A 19,547-nucleotide genomic window follows, 5' to 3' on the forward strand; every position below is an offset into this window, starting at 1 on the left:
TAATCTTGACCGGCGACGAGGAAGAAGGAGGGCTGATCAGGGCTCTTTCGTCGAGGGAAGCAGCCGCTGCCGCCAGAGAAGCTGCACCGCCCGGTCGAAATCGGCAGTGGCCTTCTCGAAGGCTCCGAGCTGTCGATGGACGATGCTGCGCTTGAAGAGGGCATCGGCATGGCCGGGATCGAGCGCGATCACCCTGTCATAATCGGCGATCGCCGCGGGAAAGGCCTGTTTGTATTGATAGGCAAGAGCCCGTCCGTAAACGGCGTCGACAGCATCGGGCTTGAGTTCGATCGCCTTGCTGAATTCAGCAATTGCCCTGTCGAAGTCCTGCTCGTCGGGCCGTGCCGGAGTGGCGTCGGCCGGAGTGGTTTCGGATGCGGACATGCGGACGAAACGCCTTTGCACCTCTACGGAACCTGCCGAAACTGCAACGAAGCTCCCCTCAATCGCTGCAAGAGTCATGAGGTCCACTCGAAAGAACCTGCTCACATATGAGCAGCAACGTTGGGGAATGTCCATGGCGTTGCGTTAGAGCGTCTTGCGATGAGGCGGAATTACCGGGAAACTCTGCCTAGAGGGCAGGGGGCTTCAGTTGCGCAGACGCTCGAGGGCGAGCTTGCGCCCCGCCATGGCCTGCGGCAGGCCTGGATTGAGCTGCAAGGCACGATCGTAGTCGGCCAGCGCGCGCTCGAAATCGCCGCGCTTGCGATGGGCGCCTGCCCGATTGAGAAAGGCCAGTGCGTTGCTGCCATCAAGCCTGATCGCTTTGTCGAGATCGGCGATGGCGCGTGCGGTGTCGTCGGCATTGGCGTAGGCGGTGCCGCGATTGTAGAGGGCCTGTGCATTGTCCGGCGCCAGGCCGACCGCCAGGCTGTAATCGGCGATCGCCTTGTCGAGCGCACCCATGTGATGATGAGCGGCGCCGCGCCCGAGCAAGGCGGCGATATTGTTGGGCCTCAAGCGCAAGGCCTCGTCATAGTCGGCCACGGCGCCGTTGAAATCGCGGCGGTGGTCCTTGGCGATGGCCCGGTTGAAGAAGGCGGACCAGTCCCGGCGGTTGAGGCCGATGGCCTGGTCGAAATCGGCGATGGCCCCAATATCGTCACCCCTGAGGCCGCGGACGGCACCCCGCAGGCGCAGGGCCTCGGCATGGCGCGGGTTGAATTTCAGCGCCCTATCATAGTCGGCGATGGCGAGAGCGAATTCCCTGCGGCTGGCACGGGCATAGCCCCGCGACGTCAGGGCGAGCACGTGCTTGGGATTGAGCCGGATTACGCTGTCATAGGCCAGAATGGCTTGCTCGATATCACCCTGGCGGCCATAGAGCCCGGCCAGTGCGTAGAATCCGTCGGGATTGCGCGGATCGAGAAGGGTGGCCAGGCGCAGATCCTCCAGCGCCCGGGCCGGCTGCTTCTTGGCGGCATAGGCACTCCCGCGCGCGATCAGGGCGATCGTCCTGGCCCCATCGTTGACGCCGCCCAGATCCACAATCGAGGTGCAGGCGATGATGACGCGGTCCGGCGCGCCCTGTCGGCAGGCCTTCCAGTCGAGCGGCTGGGCAGGACTGTGCGGATGGAGCGCCAGGAAGGCCGGAACCAGGGCTTTGAGAGGCAGCATCGTGGAAGTCGCGGTAGGGCGGTAAACGCAGCCCACCATCTATAGGCGCGATCGGTGGCGTGGGAAACGGCCGCCTTAGAGCGTTTTGTGATTTGGCGTAATCGCCAAGAATCGCCAAGAATCGCAAAGACGCTCCAGACAATCCATTGGATTGGTTTGGAACCAAAGAGCGAGAGCAAAGCAGCGTTTCCGTCTAAACGCGCTTTGCTCCAGGGGCGGCGGACCCGTCAGTTGCCCCGGGAAGCCGTTATCCCCTTCTGCCCCTGGATACGGCGCATTCGTGGGAGAGGAAACCGGGATGCCCGTTATCCCTGGAGGGGCATTCCGTCCACTTCGAATGCCTGGATGAAAAGGCGCTTCTTTGCTTTTCCCTTGACTTTGCACTGCGAAAAGCGCAGCAACCGTGTGTAACGACCGCTCGGGGGTTCGCGCGGCGCGCTGGTTTTTGGCTTTTTGAGAAGCAGCGCCTCACCTCCCGGCCGTCCCCAATAACATTCCGCTGCTCCCATCCGCGCGTGGGTCGCGATATCGCCGTACCGCCTCATCATGCCTTTCCGGCTGACGACGGACTTGCGATCGCGGACCCGGACGGTGGCGCGCTGCTGTCCGCTCGATGAGCGTGGCATGAAGGATTTGATGTGACTTCCGAAGTAACTTTTGCAGCGCTCGGCCTGGCCGAGCCGCTTTTGCGTGCGCTTGACGCCGCCAACTATGTGACCCCCACCCCGATCCAGCACAAGGCCATTCCCGCCCTCCTCGAGGGGCGCGACATGATGGGCCTGGCGCAGACCGGCACTGGCAAGACGGCTGCCTTCGCGCTGCCGATCCTGCAGCGCCTGTCGAAGTCCCGCCACGGTGCCGGCGCCAAGGGCACCCGCGCCCTGATTCTGGCCCCGACCCGCGAGCTGGCCCTGCAGATCGACGAGAGCTTCCGCTCCTATGGCGTGCATATGGGCTTCCGTTGCGCCGTGGTGTTCGGCGGCGTCAGCCAGGTGCCGCAGGTCAAGGCGCTTTCCGATGGCGTCGACATTCTGGTCGCCACCCCCGGTCGCCTGCTCGATCTCGTGCAGCAGCGCAAGGTTCGCCTCGACAAGGTCGAAGTTCTCGTCCTCGACGAGGCCGACCGCATGCTCGACATGGGCTTCTCGCGTGACGTGCTCAAGATCGTCGACGAGACGCCGCTGGAGCGCCAGTCCCTGTTGTTCTCGGCCACCATGCCGAAGACGATCAAGAAGCTCGGCGAGGAGATCCTCCTCAACCCCGTGCATATCGAAGTGACGCCGGAAGTGGTGACGGTCGACAAGATCGACCAGCATGTCTACCACGTGCCGGCATCGGTGAAGCGCTCGCTGCTCCTGCACCTGCTCAACGATCCGGCAATGAGCCGCGTCATCGTCTTCACCCGCACCAAGCATGGCGCCAACCGCGTCTCGGGCCATCTCGACAAGGCCGGCATCCCCTCGGCGGCGATCCATGGCAACAAGTCGCAGAATGCTCGCCAGAAGGCCCTGGAGGATTTCCGTTCCGGCGCCTCGCGCATCCTGGTGGCGACCGATATCGCCGCCCGCGGCATCGATGTCGACGACATCAGCCATGTCATCAATTTCGAGATGCCGGTGGATGCCGAGAGCTATGTGCACCGCATCGGCCGCACCGCCCGCGCCGGTCGCAGCGGCATCGCCTATTCCTTCTGCGATCCCAATGAGCGCGACGAGCTCAAGGCGATCGAACGCCTGACCAAGAAGCCGCTGACGGTGGCCGCTCCCGTACAGGGGCTGGAAGCCGATCAGAAGCATGGCGAACGCGGCCCTCGTCACCCGCACCAGGGCAAGCCCAACGGCAAGCCCCGGAACAATGGGCAAGCCGAAAAGCCTCAATCGGGCCAGCCCCGCTCGGGGGGCGCGCGCCGTCCGGGTGGCCGCAACAACCAGCGTCGCGCCGCCTGAGGGCGCGGCCTATCCTTTTCTGGGAGCAAAGGGCGTCCATGGCGTCTTGCGATTTGATGGAGACACTTCAAATCGCAAAGACGCGTTGAACCAAAGAGTTAGAGCAAACGGCGTTTCTGCCAAAACGCGCTTTGCTCTAGGTGTGGACGCTTCTTTGTTCTAACGCTTCGTTTGGATGCGTCTTTGCGATTCTTGGTGATTCCGCCAAATCACAAAACGCTTTGACAGGACCTGCACATGGCAAAAGAAGAACTGATGGAATTTGAAGGCTCGGTCTCCGAAGTGTTGCCGGATGCCCGTTTTCGCGTGAAGCTCGACAATGGCCACGAGATGATCGCCTACACGGCCGGCAAGATGAAGAAGAACCGCATCAAGACCATCGAGGGCGATCGCGTTACCGTCGAGATGTCGCCCTACGACCTCGACAAGGGCCGCATCATCTTCCGCCACAAGGACGAGCGTGCTTCATCCGGCCCCCGCCCGCCGCAGCGCGGTGGCGGCAATATGCGTCGCCGCTAAAGCGTTTTGCGATTTGGCGGTCACGCCAAGAATCGCAAAGACACATCGAACCAAAGAGCTGGAGTAAAGCAGCGTTTCCGTCTCAACGCGCCTACTCCAGGAGTCGGGCGGCCCTGCGGGGCCGGTCGAAAAGCTCGGTGAGTCTCGACTTTTGTCATCGCGGGGCATGCCCCCATCGGACGAGTTGTCCGGTGTAGATCCAGAAGCTTGGGACGCAGCTTCGCGTGCAAAGCCCCTGAATTGCCTTCTGAGGCGCTCAATTTCGCTCATCCCGCGATTAGAGCTTGCCATGTCGGGACCTTCTTCCGCATTCGATGGAATAGCCTCGAATCCGGAAGATCCCTCATGAGCCCAGACGAACTCGGCCTGCGCCGCGCCATCATTGAAAAATGCCGTTGGATGAATGCCAACGGTCTCAATCAGGGCACCTCCGGCAATATTTCTGCTCGTCTCGGCGACTGCATGCTGATCACGCCTTCGGCCGTCCCCTATCACGAGATGGAACCGGAGATGATCGCCGCCATGCCCTTCGAGGGCGAATATGGCGCCTGGCAAGGCCCGCTCAAGCCTTCGGTGGAATGGCGTTTCCATTTCGACATCCTCAAGGGCCGCCCGGATGCCGGTGCCGTGGTGCATACGCATGCCACCTGGTCCACCATCCTCGCCATCGCCCACAAGCCCATCCCGGCCATCCATTACATGATCGCGGCATTCGGCGGACCCGACATACGCTGCGCGCCCTATGCCCGCTACGGTTCGGAGGAATTGTCGCGCTTCGCCCTTGAGGCCCTGGAAGGCCGCAATGGCTGCCTGCTCGCCAATCACGGCATGATCGCGGTCGGCTCCAGCCTGGACAAGGCGATGTGGCTCGCCCATGAGCTGGAAACGCTGGCCAAGCAATATTATCATGCGCTGCAGATCGACGGCGCCAACATCCTGCCCGACAGCGAGATCGCGCAGGTGATCGAGGGCTTCAAGAACTACGGCCTGCAGGATAAGAAGCCATAAGCTTCGAAGTCCTGGTGGAGTAGAGGATCGTTCAGGGGAGCGGGATCCCGTCGGCGGATGTCGACACTTCACCAGGTCGGCACATAGGCGCCCTTGTATTTGTCCAGGACAAAGGCCCTGACCTCGGGCGAGCGGTACGCCTCTGCCAGGATCGGCACCCAGGGCTGGTCCTTGTCCGCCGTGCGCACCGCGATCAAATTGGTGTATTGCGGCTTGAGTTCCTCCAGCAGCAGAGCCTGCTTGGTGGGATCGAGGCCGGCGGTGACGGCGTAATTGGCATTGACCGCCGCGGCATCGACGTCATCGAGCGAACGCGGCGTCTGGGCGGCGTCGACCTCCAGAAAGCGCAACTGCTTGGGATTGGCGGTGATGTCTGCCACGATCGGCTTGTAGCCGACACCGTCCTTGAGCGTGATCACGCCCTTGTCGCGCAGCAGCAGGAGCGTGCGGCCGCCATTGGTCGGGTCGTTCTGGATGGCGATGGTGGCACCATCGGGCACCTCGCTCCAGGCCTTGTGCCGGCGTGAATAGACACCGAGCCGCGAATTGATGATCGGTGCGATGCCGACGATCTTGTAACCGCGATCCGCGATCTGGTTGTCGAGATAGGGCTGGTTCTGGAAGGCGTTGGCCTGGATCTCGCCCGCATCCAGCGCAGCATTGGGAACGACATAGTCGGAGAACTCGATCACCTCGATCTCCAGGCCGCGCCTGGCGGCGACCGGCCTGGCCGCTTCCAGGGTTTCGGCCATGGGCCCGGGCGTGGCGCCGACGCGGATGCGGGTGGGCGTGGCCCATGCGGCTGCGGGAGCGGTCAGCAGGGACGCAGCGGCGAGCGACAGAACGGAGCGGCGAGTGAGGGAAGGAGGCATCGATCGATCTCTTGCTGGAACAGGTCGGAACGATGCTAGTAAGCTCAATCAATATAGTCTATAAAAATTATATATTAAATTCTAAACCCTACGATCCTCGTAATTGGACCTCGCGAAACAGGGCGCGATCAGCCTTCTCCACGACGTGAGGGAAGGCAGATCGCGCCCCTTCTTGCTCGGACGGTGCTAGCCGCTCACAGAATGAACTGGCTGAGATCGGTGTTCTTGGCGAGGTCGCCCACCGTCTTCTGCACATAGTCGGCGTCGATGGTGACGCTCTCGCCACCCTTGTCGGGGGCGGTGAAGGAGATCTCGTCGAGGATGCGCTCCATCACCGTCTGCAGCCGGCGCGCACCGATATTCTCGACGGTGGCGTTCACATGCACCGCTATGGCGGCGATGGCGTCGATTGCTTCCGGCGTGAAATCCAGGGTGAGGTTCTCGGTGCCCATCAGCGCCACATATTGCTTGATCAGGCTGGCTTCCGTGTCGGTGAGGATGCGGCGGAAGTCGTCCTGGGTCAGAGCCTGCAGCTCGACGCGGATCGGCAGGCGGCCCTGCAATTCGGGCAGCAGATCGGATGGCTTGGCGACATGGAAGGCGCCGGAAGCGATGAAGAGGATGTGGTCGGTGCGCACCGCGCCGTGTTTGGTCGACACGGTGGTGCCCTCGATCAGCGGCAAGAGGTCGCGCTGTACGCCTTCGCGGCTGACATCGGCGCCGCCGCGATTCTCGCGGGCGCAGATCTTGTCGATCTCGTCGAGAAAGACGATGCCGTTGTTCTCGACCTGGCGGATGGCCTCCTGCACGATCTGGTCCTGGTCGAGCAGATTGTCGGCCTCTTCCTGGATCAGCTGGTCATAGCTTTCGCGGACCGTGGTGCGCTTGGTCTTGGTGCGTCCCGAAAAGGCCTTGCCGAAGATGTCGCCGATCGAGACCACGCCCATCTGGCCCTGGGGCAAGCCGGGCAGCTCGAAGGACGGCGAGGACGTATCCTTCATCTCGATCTCGATTTCCTTGTCGTCGAGCTCGCCGGCACGCAGCTTCTTCTGGAAGCTGTCGCGGGTCGCCGGGCTCGCCGTCGCGCCAACCAGGGCGTTGAGCACGCGCTGCTCGGCGGCGAGATGAGCTTTCGCCTGGACTTCCTTGCGCTTTTCGGCCTTCACCAAGGCTATGCCGATATCGATGAGATCGCGCACGATCTGTTCGACGTCGCGCCCGACATAGCCGACCTCGGTGAATTTGGTGGCTTCCACCTTCAGGAAGGGAGCATTGGCGAGCTTGGCAAGGCGGCGCGAAATCTCGGTCTTGCCGACGCCGGTCGGCCCGATCATCAGGATGTTCTTGGGCATCACCTCTTCGCGCAGCGTCTCGTCGAGCTGCAGGCGGCGCCAGCGATTGCGCAGGGCAATGGCGACGGCGCGCTTGGCGTCGTGCTGGCCGACGATGTGACGGTCAAGTTCTGAGACGATTTCGCGGGGAGAGAAATTGGACATAGGCACTCGGGGGAAGGGTAAAGCTGCTACATAATGGCTGAAGCGCGAAAATCCAGCATCGAGAATTAAAGGCGCTCCTGCAATTGTGCGAGGCAAACAAAGGCGCGGCGGTATGATGATAGCGCTGCGCTTCCGCTGGAAAACATTGGTCTGAAGATTTGTGCGGGATGAGGGGCTCTTTGCCTTGACAGGGGTCTTGTCCCACCGTCAGGATGCCGCCGCTTGCATGGACCGGCCCCTTCCGATGGCGGGCCGGCTTCCGCAGGTGGTTCGATACGGTCCGAAAGAGGCCGAGAAGGCAGAAATGCCGCCCCTCGTGGCGGCGATCGGGCAACATCATCCTTTTGCTTGGGGGGAAGCGTCGTGGCGTCAGTCGACTTCGTCAATGTCAGGAAATCATTCGGGACCCACCCCGTCATCAAGGGCGTGGACATCGAGATTGCCGATGGCGAGTTCGTGATCCTGGTCGGCCCGTCGGGCTGCGGGAAATCCACGCTCCTGCGCATGCTGGCGGGCCTGGAGAACATCTCGGACGGCGAGATCCGCATCGGCAAGGATGTGGTCAACAACCTGCCGCCCAAAGAGCGCGACATCGCCATGGTGTTCCAGAACTACGCGCTCTATCCGCATATGAGCGTGGCCGACAATATGGGCTTCTCGCTCAAGCTGAAGGGCGCCAACAAGGCCGAGATCGAAAAGCGCGTGAAGCCGGCCGCTGAAATTCTCGGCCTGTCCAAGCTGCTCGACCGCTATCCGCGCCAATTGTCCGGCGGTCAGCGCCAGCGCGTCGCCATGGGCCGCGCGATCGTGCGTGACCCTCAGGTCTTCCTGTTCGACGAACCGCTCTCCAATCTCGACGCCAAGCTGCGCGTGGCCATGCGCGCCGAGATCAAGGAACTGCATCAGCGCCTGAAGACGACGACGGTTTACGTCACCCACGACCAGATCGAGGCCATGACCATGGCCGACAAGATCGTGGTGATGCATGACGGCATCGTCGAGCAGATCGGCGCCCCGCTTGAGCTCTATGACCAGCCGGCCAATCTGTTCGTGGCCGGCTTCATCGGCTCGCCGGCAATGAATTTCATCAAGGGCCGGCTCGATCCCCAGGATGCCAGCCGCTTCATCGCCGCGGATGGCAGCGTTCTGCCGACGCGCGTGCCGCGCGAGACGACCGACAAGCCGCTCATCTACGGCCTCAGGCCCGAGAGCCTGCGATTGAGTGCCAGCGGCATTCCGCTGACCGTCGTGGTCACCGAGCCGACGGGATCCGAGACCCATATGATGGCCAAGCTCGCGGGCGTGGACGTGGCCTGCGTCTTCCACGAGCGCGTGGCGGCCCAACCTGGCGAGACCATCAATGTCTCCATCGATGTCGGCTCGACCCATCTGTTCGATGCCGAAAATGGCCGCCGTTTGGAGCCTGCCGCCTGACCGGCCAGGGCGGCATCTTGATATCGCTTCCGCATTCGGCGGCAGGAACGAGCGCGGTCCTTGCGAAGGCTGGGCTCGTCTTTTCTGACAGCTGACGAAAACTGCTTGCCTGCACGCCCGGCATATCGGTCGGCGTTCGGGCCATAAATAATTGCCATTGCCAGGGAGGACTTCGATGACGATCAACAGACGTGATCTGCTCACTGCTTCCGCGGGCCTCGCCGCGGCTGCCGGGCTTGGCCGCCTTGGCGTTGCGCCAGCCTTCGCCCAGGCAGCCGAACCCAGCTACAAGCCCGAGGAAGGCGCAAGCCTGCGCGTGCTGCGCTGGACCCCCTTCGTGCAGGGCGACGAAGATGCCTGGCTCGCCAATACCAAGAAGTTCACCGAGGCGACCGGCGTGCAGGTCCGCGTCGACAAGGAGAGCTGGGAGGACATTCGTCCGAAGGCGGCGGTGGCCGCCAATGTCGGCTCAGGCCCGGACATTGTGCTGTGCTGGTTCGACGACGCCCATCAATATCCCGACAAGCTGGTCGACCTCACCGAACTCGGCACCTATCTCGGGGGCAAATATGGCGGCTGGTATGACGGCCTGAAGGGCTACGCCACGCGCGAGGGCAAGTTCATCGCCCTGCCGTTGGCGGCGATCGGCAACGCCATCTGCTATCGCGACAGCCATATGAAGGCAGCCGGCTTCAGCGAATTCCCCAAGGATACCGCTGGCTTCCTCGAATTGTGCAAGGCGCTCAAGGCCAAGGGCACCCCGGCCGGCTTCCCGCATGGCAAGGCCGTGGGCGACGGCAACAATTATGCCCATTGGCTCTTGTGGAGCCATGGCGGCAAGATGGTCGACGAAAGCGGCAAGGTCACCATCAACTCGCCCGAGACCATCGCCTCGATCAAATATGCCAAATCGCTCTACGAGACCTTCATCCCCGGCACCGAGAGCTGGCTCGACATCAACAACAACCGTGCCTTCCTGGCCGGACAGGTGTCACTGACCGCCAATGGCGTCTCGCTCTATTACGCGGCCAAGAAGGACGCCAAGCTCAAGGACCTGGCCGCGGATATCCGCACGGTCAACTTCCCGGTCGGTCCCGTGGGACAGAAGGTCGAACTGCACCAGACCACCTCGGCGCTGCTGTTCAAGCATTCCAAATATCCCGAGGCGGCCAAGGCCTATCTGAAATTCATGTATGAGGACGCGCAGATGAATGCCTGGATCGGCGGATCCAGCGCCTATTGCTGCCAGGCCCTGAAGGCTTTTGCCGCCAATCCGGTGTGGACGGCCGATCCGATCCATGAACCCTATTCGCATGCCTCCGAGACGCTGCGCCCCAACGGCTATGCCGGCCCCCTCGGCTATGCCTCGGCCGGCGTGATGGCCGATTATGTGCTGGTCGACATGTATGCGGTCGCGGTGACAGGCCAGATGTCGCCGGAGGACGCGGCCGCCCAGGCCGAGAAGCGGGCCAATCGCTATTACCGGGTATAGGGGCTTGCCGGTCGGATAGGTTGCGCTTGCACCCCTTCTCCCCTTGCGGGACCTGGCACTTTCAGCGGAAGTGCCTTGGGTCCCGGCAGGGGGATGAGGGGTGGATGCGTAGCCCCATGGTAAACCTCGATATCCCGTTTTCCACCAAGGCACCCCATGAGCATCGCGACATCGAGACCACGGCCGCGACCTTCCGCCTTCGCCAGGCTGGCGCAGAGCAGGGGCGCGCTCGGCACACTCTTCATGCTGCCGGCGGCGGTGTTCCTGATCTGCCTGCTGGCCTATCCGCTGGGCCTGGGCGTCTGGCTCAGTTTCACCGACACCAAGATCGGGCGTGAGGGCGTTTTCGTCGGGCTGGAGAACTATGAGTTTCTCTGGGCCGATTCGGTGTTCTGGATGTCGGTGTTCAACACCGTCGTCTACACGGTCGTTGCCTCGATCCTCAAATTCGGCCTCGGCCTCTGGCTCGCTCTGCTCCTCAACCAGCATCTGCCCTTCAAGTCGCTGTTCCGGGCGATCGTGCTGCTGCCCTGGGTCGTGCCCACCGTGCTCTCGGCCCTGGCCTTCTGGTGGATCTATGATGCGCAGTTCTCGATCATCTCCTGGACGCTGATGCAGCTTGGCCTGATCCAGCAGCCGATCAATTTCCTCGGTGATCCCGTCAATGCCCGCATCTCGGTGATCGTCGCCAATGTCTGGCGCGGCATTCCCTTCGTCGCCATCTCGCTGCTGGCCGGCCTCCAGACCATTTCGCCTTCGCTGCAGGAAGCCGCTTCGCTCGATGGCGCCACGAGCTGGCAGCGCTTCCGTCATGTCACCTTGCCGCTGCTGACGCCGATCATCGCCGTGGTGATGACCTTTTCGGTGCTGTTCACCTTCACCGATTTCCAGCTCATCTATGTGCTGACCAAGGGGGGGCCTGTGAATGCCACCCATCTGATGGCGACCCTTTCCTTCCAGCGCGGCATTCCCGGCGGCCAGCTCGGCGAAGGCGCGGCCATCGCGGTGGCGATGGTGCCCTTCCTGCTGGCCGCGATCCTGTTCAGCTTCTTCGGCCTGCAGCGCCGGCGCTGGCAACAGGGTGGACAGGAATGAGCGGAGGCACGACGATGAATTCGAAACAAGCCACCGCGCCGCTTACCGACAACGTCGAGGGTATGGCCTATCTCTCCAGCCTGCCGCGGCGGGTGGTGACGGTCTACCTGCCCCTACTGGTCTTCGTCATCGTGCTGCTGTTCCCGTTCTACTGGATGGCGATCACCACGGTAAAGCCGAACGACCAATTGACCGATTACGCCAATCACAGCCCGTTCTGGGTTGTAGGACCCACGCTCGAACATATCCGCTATCTCCTGTTCGAGACCTCCTATCCGGGCTGGTTGCTCAACACGATCTATGTCTCGGTTGGCGCGACGGCGCTGGCACTCTTTGCCTCGGTTCTCGCCGCCTATGCGATCGAACGCATCCGGTTCAGGGGATCGCGTATCGTCGGCCTCCTGATCTTCCTGGCCTATCTGGTACCGCCCTCGATCCTGTTCATCCCACTCGCCTTCATCGTCTTCAAGCTCGGCATCTACGATACCAAGCTTGCTTTGATTTTCACCTATCCGACCTTCCTGATTCCCTTCTGCACCTGGCTGCTGATGGGCTATTTCCGCTCGATCCCCTATGAGCTGGAGGAGAGCGCCCTGGTCGACGGAGCCTCGCGCTGGCAGATCCTGGTACGGGTGATCCTGCCGCTGGCGGTGCCGGGCCTGATTTCCGCCGGCATCTTCGCCTTCACCCTGTCCTGGAACGAGTTCATCTACGCGCTGACCTTCATCCAGTCGTCCGAGAACAAGACGGTGCCGGTGGGCGTGCTCACCGAACTGGTGCGGGGCGACATCTTCGAATGGGGATCCTTGATGGCGGGGGCGCTGTTCGGCTCCCTGCCGGTGGTGATCCTCTATTCCTTCTTCGTCGACTATTACGTGTCCTCGATGACGGGCGCGGTGAAGGAATAACTGGTTCGCATTGCGGCCGCTTTTCTCTGGGACCGCCAGCATCCTGCTGGCTCTTGGAAACGCCGCCCTTGTTGGAAACAAAGAGCCAGCAGGATGCTGGCAGTCCCAGGGAAATGGCGATCAAATATGCGGTGGCCACCCATGTCTCAGCGCCGGTTGCGCCGATCCTCATACATCTGCTCAAGCGGGTCGATGAAAGAGCCGCCGAACAGCACATAGGCGACGACGAAATAGACGAATTTGGCGAGGGTGAAGAAGCCGATCCATTGCAACAGCACGAAGGGCGCGCTCACCGCGACGAGGCCGAAGCAGATCAGCGCGCTGGCGAGCAGGCATGCCAGCAGCACCACCAGATGCATCGCCAATTGCGTCCAGCTGTCATAGCCGCTGATGTCGAGCCTGCCCTTCACGCGGCCTCCCGTTCAGGTGACGCGATGTCCCGCCTATTTGTCCTCGGCGAATTTGTAGGCAGCCGCCTCCGGAGCCTTGCCGGTAATGCAGGCCTTGAACTTGGCGACTTCTTCAGGCCCAAAAGTGCCGAGGCCCTGGGCCTGGCATTCGGAACTCGCCTGGCTGTACTCGGCTTCCAGCTTGACGCAACGCTCCCGTTGCGGCGAGCCAGGCCGGACGCCCTTGCGGCTGCAGGTGTCGCCGGCAATACCCTGTGAGGCCTTGCGCCGCATGCAGTCCGCCATGGCCGTACCCGCCTTCACCCCCTCGGCCTGGCAGGCCTTTTCGAGGGGGTTGGTGGTGGGGAATTCGGGCTGCTTTTCCGCCGTGCAGCCGGCAAGGGCGAAAGCGGCGAAGATGACGGGGAGGCTGATCCGGAACGAGAGCATGCGCGGGCGGCTTTCTGCCTGATGTGAATGCCCACCTCTTATCAGAGATCGATGCTCTCGATCACCAGGTTATGATTGGTATAGACACAGATATCCGCTGCGATGTTCATCGCCTTCTTGACGATGGCCTCGGCATCATAGTCGGTGTCGACCAGCGCCCTTGCGGCGGCCAACGCATAATTGCCGCCGGAACCGATCGCCATCACCCCGCCTTCGGGCTCCAGCACGTCGCCCGTGCCTGTCAGTACCAGCCCGGCCGACTTGTCCGCCACCAGCATCATTGCCTCCAGCCGGCGCAGATAGCGATCGGTGCGCCAGTCCTTGGCGAGCTCGACGCAGGCCCGCGTCAACTGGCTGGGATATTGCTCGAGCTTGGCTTCCAGCCGCTCGAACAAAGTGAAGGCGTCGGCGGTGGCCCCGGCAAAGCCGGCGATCACGTCGCCCTTGCCGAGCCGGCGCACCTTGCGGGCATTGCCCTTGATCACGGTCTGGCCGAGGCTGACCTGCCCGTCGCCGCCGATGACCACGCGCCCGCCCTTGCGGACCATCAGGATGGTGGTGGCGTGAAAGGGCGAACGGGGGCCGCTGTCGGGGCCGGCGGAACGATCTGATGTCATCGGAACCTCACTGAACATGGCCTCTATCTAGGAGGTCCCGGGCAAAAGGCAAAGGGCGGGAAGGCGAGAGTCCCCTTTATCGCTTCACTCAACTCGTCTATCGATTCGGCATGAACAGCATCTTCGCCGGCCTTTCCACCACCGTCTTCGAAACCATGTCGCGCCTTGCCCGCGAGCATGATGCCGTCAATCTCGGCCAGGGCTTTCCGGACGATGCCGGGCCGCTCGACGTGCGCGAAAAGGCGGCCGAGGCCGTGATGACGGGCTGGAACCAATATCCGCCCATGCTCGGCCTGCCCGAGCTGCGCCGCGCCGTCGCCGAGCACTATGCCCGCTTCCAGGGCGTGGCGCTTGATCCCGAAACCGAGGTGATGGTCACCTCCGGCGCCACCGAGGCGATTGCCGACGCCCTGATGGCGCTGATAGAGCCGGGCGACGAGGTGGTGTTGTTCCAGCCGATGTATGACGCCTATCTGCCGCTGGTGCGCCGGGCGGGTGGGGTGCCGCGCTTCGTCACGCTGCAACCGCCCCATTGGCGCCTGACGCGCGAGACGCTCGATGCCGCCTTTTCCTCGCGCACGAAGGTAGTGTTGTTCAACAACCCACTCAATCCGGCCGCTATCGCTTTTTCGGACGAAGACCAGGCCCTGCTGGCGGAATATTGCGTGCATTACAACGCCATCGCCGTCTGCGACGAGGTCTGGGAGCATGTGCTGTTCGACGGCCGGGTGCACCGGCCGCTGATCGGCTTTCCCGGCATGCGCGAGCGCACGGTGAAGATCGGCTCGGCCGGCAAGATCTTCTCGCTCACCGGCTGGAAGGTCGGCTTCGTCATGGCGGCCGCGCCGATCCTGAAGGTGATTGCCAAGGCGCACCAGTTCTTCACCTTCACCACGCCTCCCAATTTGCAGACTGCCGTCGCCTACGGGCTCGGCAAGGAGGACGCCTATTTCACCGGCATGCGGGCAGCGCTGCAACGCTCGCGCGATCGGTTTGCGGAGGGGCTGGCCGAGCTCGGCTTCGCCACCCTGCCGAGCCAGGCGAGCTACTTCCTCAACATCGACCTGACGGCCAGCGGCATCGAGGAGGACGATGTCGGCTTCTGCCAACGCCTGGTGGTCGAGCACAAGGTCGCCGCCATTCCGGTCTCGGCTTTCTATGCGCAGGATGCGGTAACGACCGTGGTGCGCTTCTGCTTCGCCAAGCGGGACGAGACCCTGGCAGCCGCGCTCGCCAATCTGAAGGGCGTGGCGCGGCGGGGGTGATTGAGCGGGAACCGCCCCCTCAATCGCGCCGACGCGCGCCCAGCCGGGCCAGGAAGGCGAGCGAGACGCTGGTGAGGCCCAGCGCCATCAGCCACCAGGGCTGCCAGGCGGCGAGGCCTGCAAACATCATCACCAAAGCGGAGGCCGAAACAGCGAGGGCGGCGGGTGCCGAACGGTCGTCGTCGCGGTTCATGCCCATCAGCGTCAGCCAGAGCGCGATTGCCGCCAGCGCCACGCCGACAAGGCCGAGTTCGAGCCAGATCTGCAGCGCGGCATTGTGGGGCGAAGCCAGGAGCTGGCCGCCGATGCCACGGGTCAGCGACGAACTCGAATCATATCCGAAGCCGGCTAAGAGGTGATCGGGCAGGGCGTAGGTCACGTCGCGCCAGAGCGCCACCAAATGATCGCCCTCGGCCGGCAGCAGGAAGCCGCCCCAGCGTGCCATCATCCAGCCGGCCAATGGTGCGAGCACCAGCAGGACCAGAGCCGAGATGGCGACGGCGAAAGCGGCAGCCCGCCGGCGCCACAGGGCCAGGGTCATCACCACGATGCCGGCGATGAAGGCGGTGAAGATCACCAGATCATGCACCAGCCAGAGCGCCAATATCGTCACCAGGCAGAGCAGCAGGGCCTGCCAGCTGCGGCCGCGTGCCAGGACGGCGCCCACCGCCGGCCAGACCAGGAGGGCGAGAAGCAGGGCGGCGCGCGTACTCTCGGCGTCCTCCGTGCCCGTCTCACCGAGGCCTTGCAGAGGCGAGCCCGGCAGATATTCGAAGATCAGGGTCACGCTGGCGATGCCGACGCCGATCGGAATGAGGTTGGCGTCGCTGAAGCGCACCCGCGGCTTCAGGCAAGAAATCGTGACGGCGAACAAGAGTACGACGCCCAATATGCCCGGCAGCCGGCCGGCCGCCGAAGCGGGACGGGGGGTCCACCAGATGCTGATGGCAGCCCAGACCAGCAAGGCAAGCAGCGCCAGGGTGCGGGGCGAGGTCAGCGCACCCTGCAGGCGGCGCAGCGCCGTCGGCAGGCGGTTGTCGAGCGCCGCCGCCAGGATCAGCAGGGCGGTGGCGATCGGTACGATGATCGCCACGGCGTGGCGCGAGAACATGGCAAAAAAAGGCGCAAAAATGACCAGCAGGAACAAGCCCAGCCGGGTCAGGAGGCCCGACACCGCGAGTGCGGGGTCGAGCGGAGCTTCATAGGCGCGCCGTTCCATCGCCTCGTCCTCAATCGTCGAGAGCTAGCTATGGCCGAAGGCAGGCGAGGCGTCGATGACGAAAAAGTCACACTATGGTTAAAATCGTCCGGCGGCCTGTCGGTCGCAATGCCACATTGGGCGTAGTCCCCGGGAGCCGTCGCTCCCCTCCAGGAGAGGGATAGCAGCGACTTCCGGGACGGCTGGCCCGTCCGCCATTGCACTTGCCTCCTTGATGCGTCACATCGGCGCGATGCGTGTGTTCGATCAGCCTTTGCCCATCGATGATGCCCTGCCGGCCCTCAAGCAGGCCCTGCAGGCGCGTTCCAATGCTGTCCTCGTCGCGCCGCCCGGTGCGGGCAAGACCACGCGCGTGCCGCTGGCCCTGCTGGACCAGGCCTGGACAGGCGGGGGCAAGATCATCGTGCTGGAGCCGCGTCGTCTTGCCGCTCGCGCTGCCGCCGCCCGCATGGCTGCCACGCTGGGCGAATCCGTCGGCGCCACGGTCGGCCTGCGCGTGCGCCTCGAATCGCGCATCTCGGCCAGGACCCGCATCGAGGTGGTTACCGAGGGCGTATTCGCCCGCATGATTCTCGACGACCCCTTGCTCGACGGTGTGGCCGCCGTGCTGTTCGACGAGTTCCACGAACGCTCGCTCGACGCCGACCAGGGGCTGGCCTTCGCACTCGACGCCCAGGCCGGACTGCGCGAGGACCTGCGCATTCTGCCGATGTCGGCGACGATCGACGGCGCGCGCGTTGCCGCGCTTCTGGGCGATGCGCCGGTTATCGAGAGTGCCGGCCGTGCCTTTCCGGTGGTCACGCATTATCTCGGCCGCGATCCGCGTCAGCGCCTCGACGAAGCGGTTGCCGATGCGGTGATGCGGGCCCTGAGGGCGGAGACGGGCTCCATCCTGGTCTTCCTGCCCGGCCAGGGTGAGATCACCCGCGTGGCCCGGTTGCTGGCGGAGCGCAATCTTGGGGAGGGAGTCGACATCGCTCCCTTGTTCGGCGCCATGGAGGCGCGCGACCAGGACCGCGCCGTCGCTCCCGCGCCGGCGGGGCGCCGCAAGGTGGTGCTGTCAACCTCGATCGCCGAGACCAGCCTCACCATCGAGGGCGTGCGCGTGGTCATCGATGCGGGCCTCGCCCGCGTGCCGCGCTATGAGCCGGATCTTGGCCTCACCCGGCTCGAAACCGTGCGGGTGTCGCGCGCGAGCGCCGACCAGCGGCGCGGTCGCGCCGGGCGTACCGAGCCGGGTGCCTGCTACCGGCTGTGGGAGGAGGCGGCCACCGGCGCCTTCGAGGCTTTCGCCAAGCCCGAGATCCTGGCGGCCGATCTCAGCCCATTGTTGCTCGATTGTGCCGCCTGGGGGGTGGGCGATCCCCTGGCGCTCGCCTGGCTCGATCCCCCGCCTGCCCCCGCGCTCAAGGAGGCGAGAGCGTTGCTGACGGCAATCGAAGCTGTCGATGCCGATGGCCGGCTGACCGAAATGGGGCGCCATCTCTCCAGTCTGGCCCTGCCGCCTCGGCTTGCGCGCATGATCGTATCAGCCGCGCCGGCGGGAGAAGGGATGCTCGCGGCCGAAATCGCCGCCATCCTGTCGGAACGGGGGCTCGGCGGCGACGGCACCGACCTGGTGGAGCGCATCGAACGCTTTCGGCGAGACCGCGGCGGGCGGGCGCAGGACATGCGCCGGTTGGCCAGGACTTGGGCAAGGACCGGGTGGGCCAGAACCGCCAGCACCGAGACGGCCAGCAAGGAAGCGGGGCGGGGCGAGGGCGATTCGGCCCGGGCCGGTCCGGTTCTGGCCCTGGCCTATCCGGACCGCATTGCGGTGGCGAGGGGGCAGCCCGGCAGCTTCACCATGGAGAATGGTCGGGCTGCCCGCCTGGAGCCGTATGACCGCCTGGCCCGCGAGCCGACGCTCGCCATCGCCGAGATGGCGGGCAGCGCCGGCGCGAGCCGTATCCTCTTGGCGGCTCCGATCGCGGCCGAGGAGATCGAGGCTTTGTCCGGCGTCAGCGAAAGCGTGAGCATGGGCTATGATGCCGCCAGCGCCAGCCTGAAAGCCCGCTCTGTCCGACGCTATCGCCGCCTGGTGCTGCAGGAGACCACGGCGCCGCTGACCTTGGATGCCGCCGCTGCCGCCGTACTTGCCCGCGGCCTCGCCCAGGCCGGCATCGGCCGCCTGCCCTGGAGCAAGGCCCAGCGCCAGTTGCGCGACCGCATCGCCTTCCTCACCGCCAGCGGCTCGCCGGATTGGCCCGATCTTTCCGATCAGGCCTTGGCGGAGAATGCCGAAACCTGGCTCGCCCCGGCCATCGAAGGTGTGCGGGGCCTGTCCGGCATCACGGCCGAGCATCTGGAAAATGCCCTCGCCGGCCTGCTGCCCTGGCACGAGCGCAGGCGGCTCGATACCGAAGCGCCGGCCTTCTTCGAGGCGCCGACCGGCTCGCGTCTCGCCATCGACTACGAGGCGGAGGGCGGTCCCGCCATCTCGGTGCGCGTGCAGGAACTGTTTGGGCTCGCCACCCATCCCGGCATTGCCGGCGGGCGCGTGCCGCTCACCATCAACCTGCTTTCCCCGGCCCATCGGCCCGTGCAGGTGACCAAGGATCTGCCAGGCTTCTGGAAGGGCTCCTATGCCGCCGTCCGGGTCGAGATGAAAGGGCGCTATCCCCGCCATCCCTGGCCCGAAGATCCGGCCGCAGCCCTGCCGACCACCCGGACGAAACCGCGCGGCACCTGACGGCGATCACCCGGCTTCATCGGTTGGCAGAGCGGCAGGCCGATCGTGTCATCCGGGACGAGCAAGTCCGGGATGGGCTGGAGACCCGGTCAGGTCTTGCTTTCGGTGAGATGCGCGGCCTGCAAGGCCTTGGCGAGGGCGCTCATCGAGCCGGAAGGCGGGAGCGAGACGATCTGAATGTCCGGTTGGGCAGCGAGTTCGTTGACGGAAGAGGGCCGGTTCCGGCGCGGGCGGGCATCGAGAATGCGATGCAATAGCGTAACAATACACATGGCAATAACCTCAAAATACACCCCCAATATAATTTAAATTTGAATTTCGGCAATGTCATGGTGCCGACATGAATTTGGAACGGCCCGAAGAGTGGGGGATAAAACGAAGGTATCGTGGCCGCGATGCAGCGAGCCGAAAGGGGAGGGGCCAAGTGCCGCATTCGAGACGGATCTTCGAAGGCGGTGGTCGGCAAACCTGCGTTCTCTTCTACCGGCC

General features: G+C 64.0%; 18 protein-coding genes. 9 read left to right on the forward strand and 9 right to left on the reverse strand.

Annotation, left to right across the window (positions count from 1 at the left end; translation table 11 throughout):
* Positions 1 to 36: 36 nt before the first annotated feature.
* A complete protein-coding gene (locus ACZYTC_RS23325; protein WP_434958150.1) occupies positions 37 to 384 on the reverse strand; it encodes a tetratricopeptide repeat protein in 348 nt (115 codons plus the stop codon).
* A gap of 204 nt (positions 385 to 588) precedes the next feature.
* Complete coding sequence (locus ACZYTC_RS23330; protein ID WP_488990633.1) at positions 589 to 1,617, reverse strand: tetratricopeptide repeat protein; 1,029 nt, start codon at positions 1,615 to 1,617, stop codon at positions 589 to 591.
* Between the two features lie 638 nt (positions 1,618 to 2,255).
* Between ACZYTC_RS23330 and ACZYTC_RS23335 the strand changes: the two genes are divergently transcribed.
* The 3 genes from ACZYTC_RS23335 (at position 2,256) to ACZYTC_RS23345 (ending at position 5,090) form a co-directional block, all read left to right on the forward strand.
* Positions 2,256 to 3,563 (forward strand): DEAD/DEAH box helicase, encoded by a 1,308-nt coding sequence (locus ACZYTC_RS23335; RefSeq protein ID WP_434958148.1) that lies wholly within the window; start codon positions 2,256 to 2,258, stop codon positions 3,561 to 3,563.
* A 237-nt stretch (positions 3,564 to 3,800) separates the two neighbouring features.
* Positions 3,801 to 4,082 (forward strand): translation initiation factor IF-1, encoded by a 282-nt coding sequence (gene infA / locus ACZYTC_RS23340; protein WP_149253648.1) that lies wholly within the window; start codon positions 3,801 to 3,803, stop codon positions 4,080 to 4,082.
* Between the two features lie 345 nt (positions 4,083 to 4,427).
* Positions 4,428 to 5,090 carry a class II aldolase/adducin family protein gene (locus ACZYTC_RS23345; protein ID WP_488990634.1) on the forward strand — a complete coding sequence of 221 codons (663 nt, stop codon included), beginning with the start codon at positions 4,428 to 4,430 and terminating at the stop codon, positions 5,088 to 5,090.
* Positions 5,091 to 5,158: 68 nt separating this feature from the next.
* Here ACZYTC_RS23345 and ACZYTC_RS23350 read toward each other — a convergent pair whose 3' ends face one another.
* Positions 5,159 to 5,962, reverse strand: coding sequence for a MetQ/NlpA family ABC transporter substrate-binding protein (locus ACZYTC_RS23350; RefSeq protein WP_434958146.1), 804 nt, complete (start codon positions 5,960 to 5,962; stop codon positions 5,159 to 5,161).
* 194 nt (positions 5,963 to 6,156) lie between these two features.
* Entirely contained in the window at positions 6,157 to 7,458 is a 1,302-nt protein-coding gene (gene hslU / locus ACZYTC_RS23355) for an ATP-dependent protease ATPase subunit HslU (RefSeq protein ID WP_434958145.1), read from the reverse strand.
* 363 nt (positions 7,459 to 7,821) lie between these two features.
* On the opposite strand from hslU, the gene ACZYTC_RS23360 reads away from it, so the two are divergent.
* From ACZYTC_RS23360 to ACZYTC_RS23375, 4 genes are all read left to right on the forward strand, one after another.
* On the forward strand, positions 7,822 to 8,892 hold the full coding sequence (locus ACZYTC_RS23360; RefSeq protein WP_454815981.1) for an ABC transporter ATP-binding protein: 1,071 nt from the start codon (positions 7,822 to 7,824) through the stop codon (positions 8,890 to 8,892).
* Between the two features lie 175 nt (positions 8,893 to 9,067).
* Complete coding sequence (locus ACZYTC_RS23365) at positions 9,068 to 10,384, forward strand: ABC transporter substrate-binding protein (protein WP_434958143.1); 1,317 nt, start codon at positions 9,068 to 9,070, stop codon at positions 10,382 to 10,384.
* A gap of 156 nt (positions 10,385 to 10,540) precedes the next feature.
* Positions 10,541 to 11,479: a carbohydrate ABC transporter permease gene (locus ACZYTC_RS23370; RefSeq protein ID WP_441773180.1), complete on the forward strand. Its 939-nt coding sequence runs from the start codon at positions 10,541 to 10,543 to the stop codon at positions 11,477 to 11,479.
* Between the two features lie 14 nt (positions 11,480 to 11,493).
* Complete coding sequence (locus ACZYTC_RS23375) at positions 11,494 to 12,387, forward strand: carbohydrate ABC transporter permease (RefSeq protein WP_434958141.1); 894 nt, start codon at positions 11,494 to 11,496, stop codon at positions 12,385 to 12,387.
* Positions 12,388 to 12,533: 146 nt separating this feature from the next.
* Here ACZYTC_RS23375 and ACZYTC_RS23380 read toward each other — a convergent pair whose 3' ends face one another.
* The 3 genes from ACZYTC_RS23380 to hslV are packed head-to-tail and all read right to left on the reverse strand — an operon-like array spanning position 12,534 to position 13,843.
* Complete coding sequence (locus ACZYTC_RS23380) at positions 12,534 to 12,797, reverse strand: hypothetical protein (protein ID WP_434958140.1); 264 nt, start codon at positions 12,795 to 12,797, stop codon at positions 12,534 to 12,536.
* Between the two features lie 33 nt (positions 12,798 to 12,830).
* Positions 12,831 to 13,226, reverse strand: a complete 396-nt coding sequence (locus ACZYTC_RS23385; RefSeq protein WP_488990635.1) for a hypothetical protein — start codon at positions 13,224 to 13,226, stop codon at positions 12,831 to 12,833.
* Between the two features lie 41 nt (positions 13,227 to 13,267).
* Positions 13,268 to 13,843, reverse strand: coding sequence for an ATP-dependent protease subunit HslV (gene hslV / locus ACZYTC_RS23390; protein ID WP_434958138.1), 576 nt, complete (start codon positions 13,841 to 13,843; stop codon positions 13,268 to 13,270).
* 110 nt (positions 13,844 to 13,953) lie between these two features.
* Between hslV and ACZYTC_RS23395 the strand changes: the two genes are divergently transcribed.
* On the forward strand, positions 13,954 to 15,108 hold the full coding sequence (locus tag ACZYTC_RS23395; RefSeq protein ID WP_434958137.1) for an aminotransferase: 1,155 nt from the start codon (positions 13,954 to 13,956) through the stop codon (positions 15,106 to 15,108).
* Between the two features lie 19 nt (positions 15,109 to 15,127).
* Here ACZYTC_RS23395 and ACZYTC_RS23400 read toward each other — a convergent pair whose 3' ends face one another.
* Positions 15,128 to 16,327: a hypothetical protein gene (locus tag ACZYTC_RS23400; protein ID WP_434958136.1), complete on the reverse strand. Its 1,200-nt coding sequence runs from the start codon at positions 16,325 to 16,327 to the stop codon at positions 15,128 to 15,130.
* A gap of 214 nt (positions 16,328 to 16,541) precedes the next feature.
* Here ACZYTC_RS23400 and hrpB point away from each other — a divergent pair, with 214 nt between their 5' ends.
* A complete protein-coding gene (gene hrpB / locus ACZYTC_RS23405; protein WP_488990658.1) occupies positions 16,542 to 19,058 on the forward strand; it encodes an ATP-dependent helicase HrpB in 2,517 nt (838 codons plus the stop codon).
* 89 nt (positions 19,059 to 19,147) lie between these two features.
* On the opposite strand, the gene ACZYTC_RS23410 is transcribed toward hrpB, so the two are convergent.
* A complete protein-coding gene (locus ACZYTC_RS23410) occupies positions 19,148 to 19,330 on the reverse strand; it encodes a hypothetical protein (protein WP_434958135.1) in 183 nt (60 codons plus the stop codon).
* Positions 19,331 to 19,547 lie beyond the last annotated feature (217 nt).

The sequence above is a fragment of the Labrys sp. F242 genome (assembly GCF_057813875.1).

Coding starts and splice junctions, on each gene's coding strand:
- ACZYTC_RS23395 (WP_434958137.1), top strand. CDS start 13,954: ATGAACAGCATCTTCGCCGGCCTTTCCACCACCGTCTTCGAAACCATG.
- hslU (WP_434958145.1), bottom strand. CDS start 7,458: ATGTCCAATTTCTCTCCCCGCGAAATCGTCTCAGAACTTGACCGTCAC.
- ACZYTC_RS23370 (WP_441773180.1), top strand. CDS start 10,541: ATGAGCATCGCGACATCGAGACCACGGCCGCGACCTTCCGCCTTCGCC.
- ACZYTC_RS23375 (WP_434958141.1), top strand. CDS start 11,494: ATGAATTCGAAACAAGCCACCGCGCCGCTTACCGACAACGTCGAGGGT.
- ACZYTC_RS23410 (WP_434958135.1), bottom strand. CDS start 19,330: ATGTGTATTGTTACGCTATTGCATCGCATTCTCGATGCCCGCCCGCGC.
- ACZYTC_RS23385 (WP_488990635.1), bottom strand. CDS start 13,226: ATGCTCTCGTTCCGGATCAGCCTCCCCGTCATCTTCGCCGCTTTCGCC.
- infA (WP_149253648.1), top strand. CDS start 3,801: ATGGCAAAAGAAGAACTGATGGAATTTGAAGGCTCGGTCTCCGAAGTG.
- ACZYTC_RS23345 (WP_488990634.1), top strand. CDS start 4,428: ATGAGCCCAGACGAACTCGGCCTGCGCCGCGCCATCATTGAAAAATGC.
- ACZYTC_RS23325 (WP_434958150.1), bottom strand. CDS start 384: ATGTCCGCATCCGAAACCACTCCGGCCGACGCCACTCCGGCACGGCCC.
- hrpB (WP_488990658.1), top strand. CDS start 16,542: ATGCGTCACATCGGCGCGATGCGTGTGTTCGATCAGCCTTTGCCCATC.
- ACZYTC_RS23365 (WP_434958143.1), top strand. CDS start 9,068: ATGACGATCAACAGACGTGATCTGCTCACTGCTTCCGCGGGCCTCGCC.
- ACZYTC_RS23350 (WP_434958146.1), bottom strand. CDS start 5,962: ATGCCTCCTTCCCTCACTCGCCGCTCCGTTCTGTCGCTCGCCGCTGCG.
- hslV (WP_434958138.1), bottom strand. CDS start 13,843: ATGACATCAGATCGTTCCGCCGGCCCCGACAGCGGCCCCCGTTCGCCC.
- ACZYTC_RS23330 (WP_488990633.1), bottom strand. CDS start 1,617: ATGCTGCCTCTCAAAGCCCTGGTTCCGGCCTTCCTGGCGCTCCATCCG.
- ACZYTC_RS23400 (WP_434958136.1), bottom strand. CDS start 16,327: ATGGAACGGCGCGCCTATGAAGCTCCGCTCGACCCCGCACTCGCGGTG.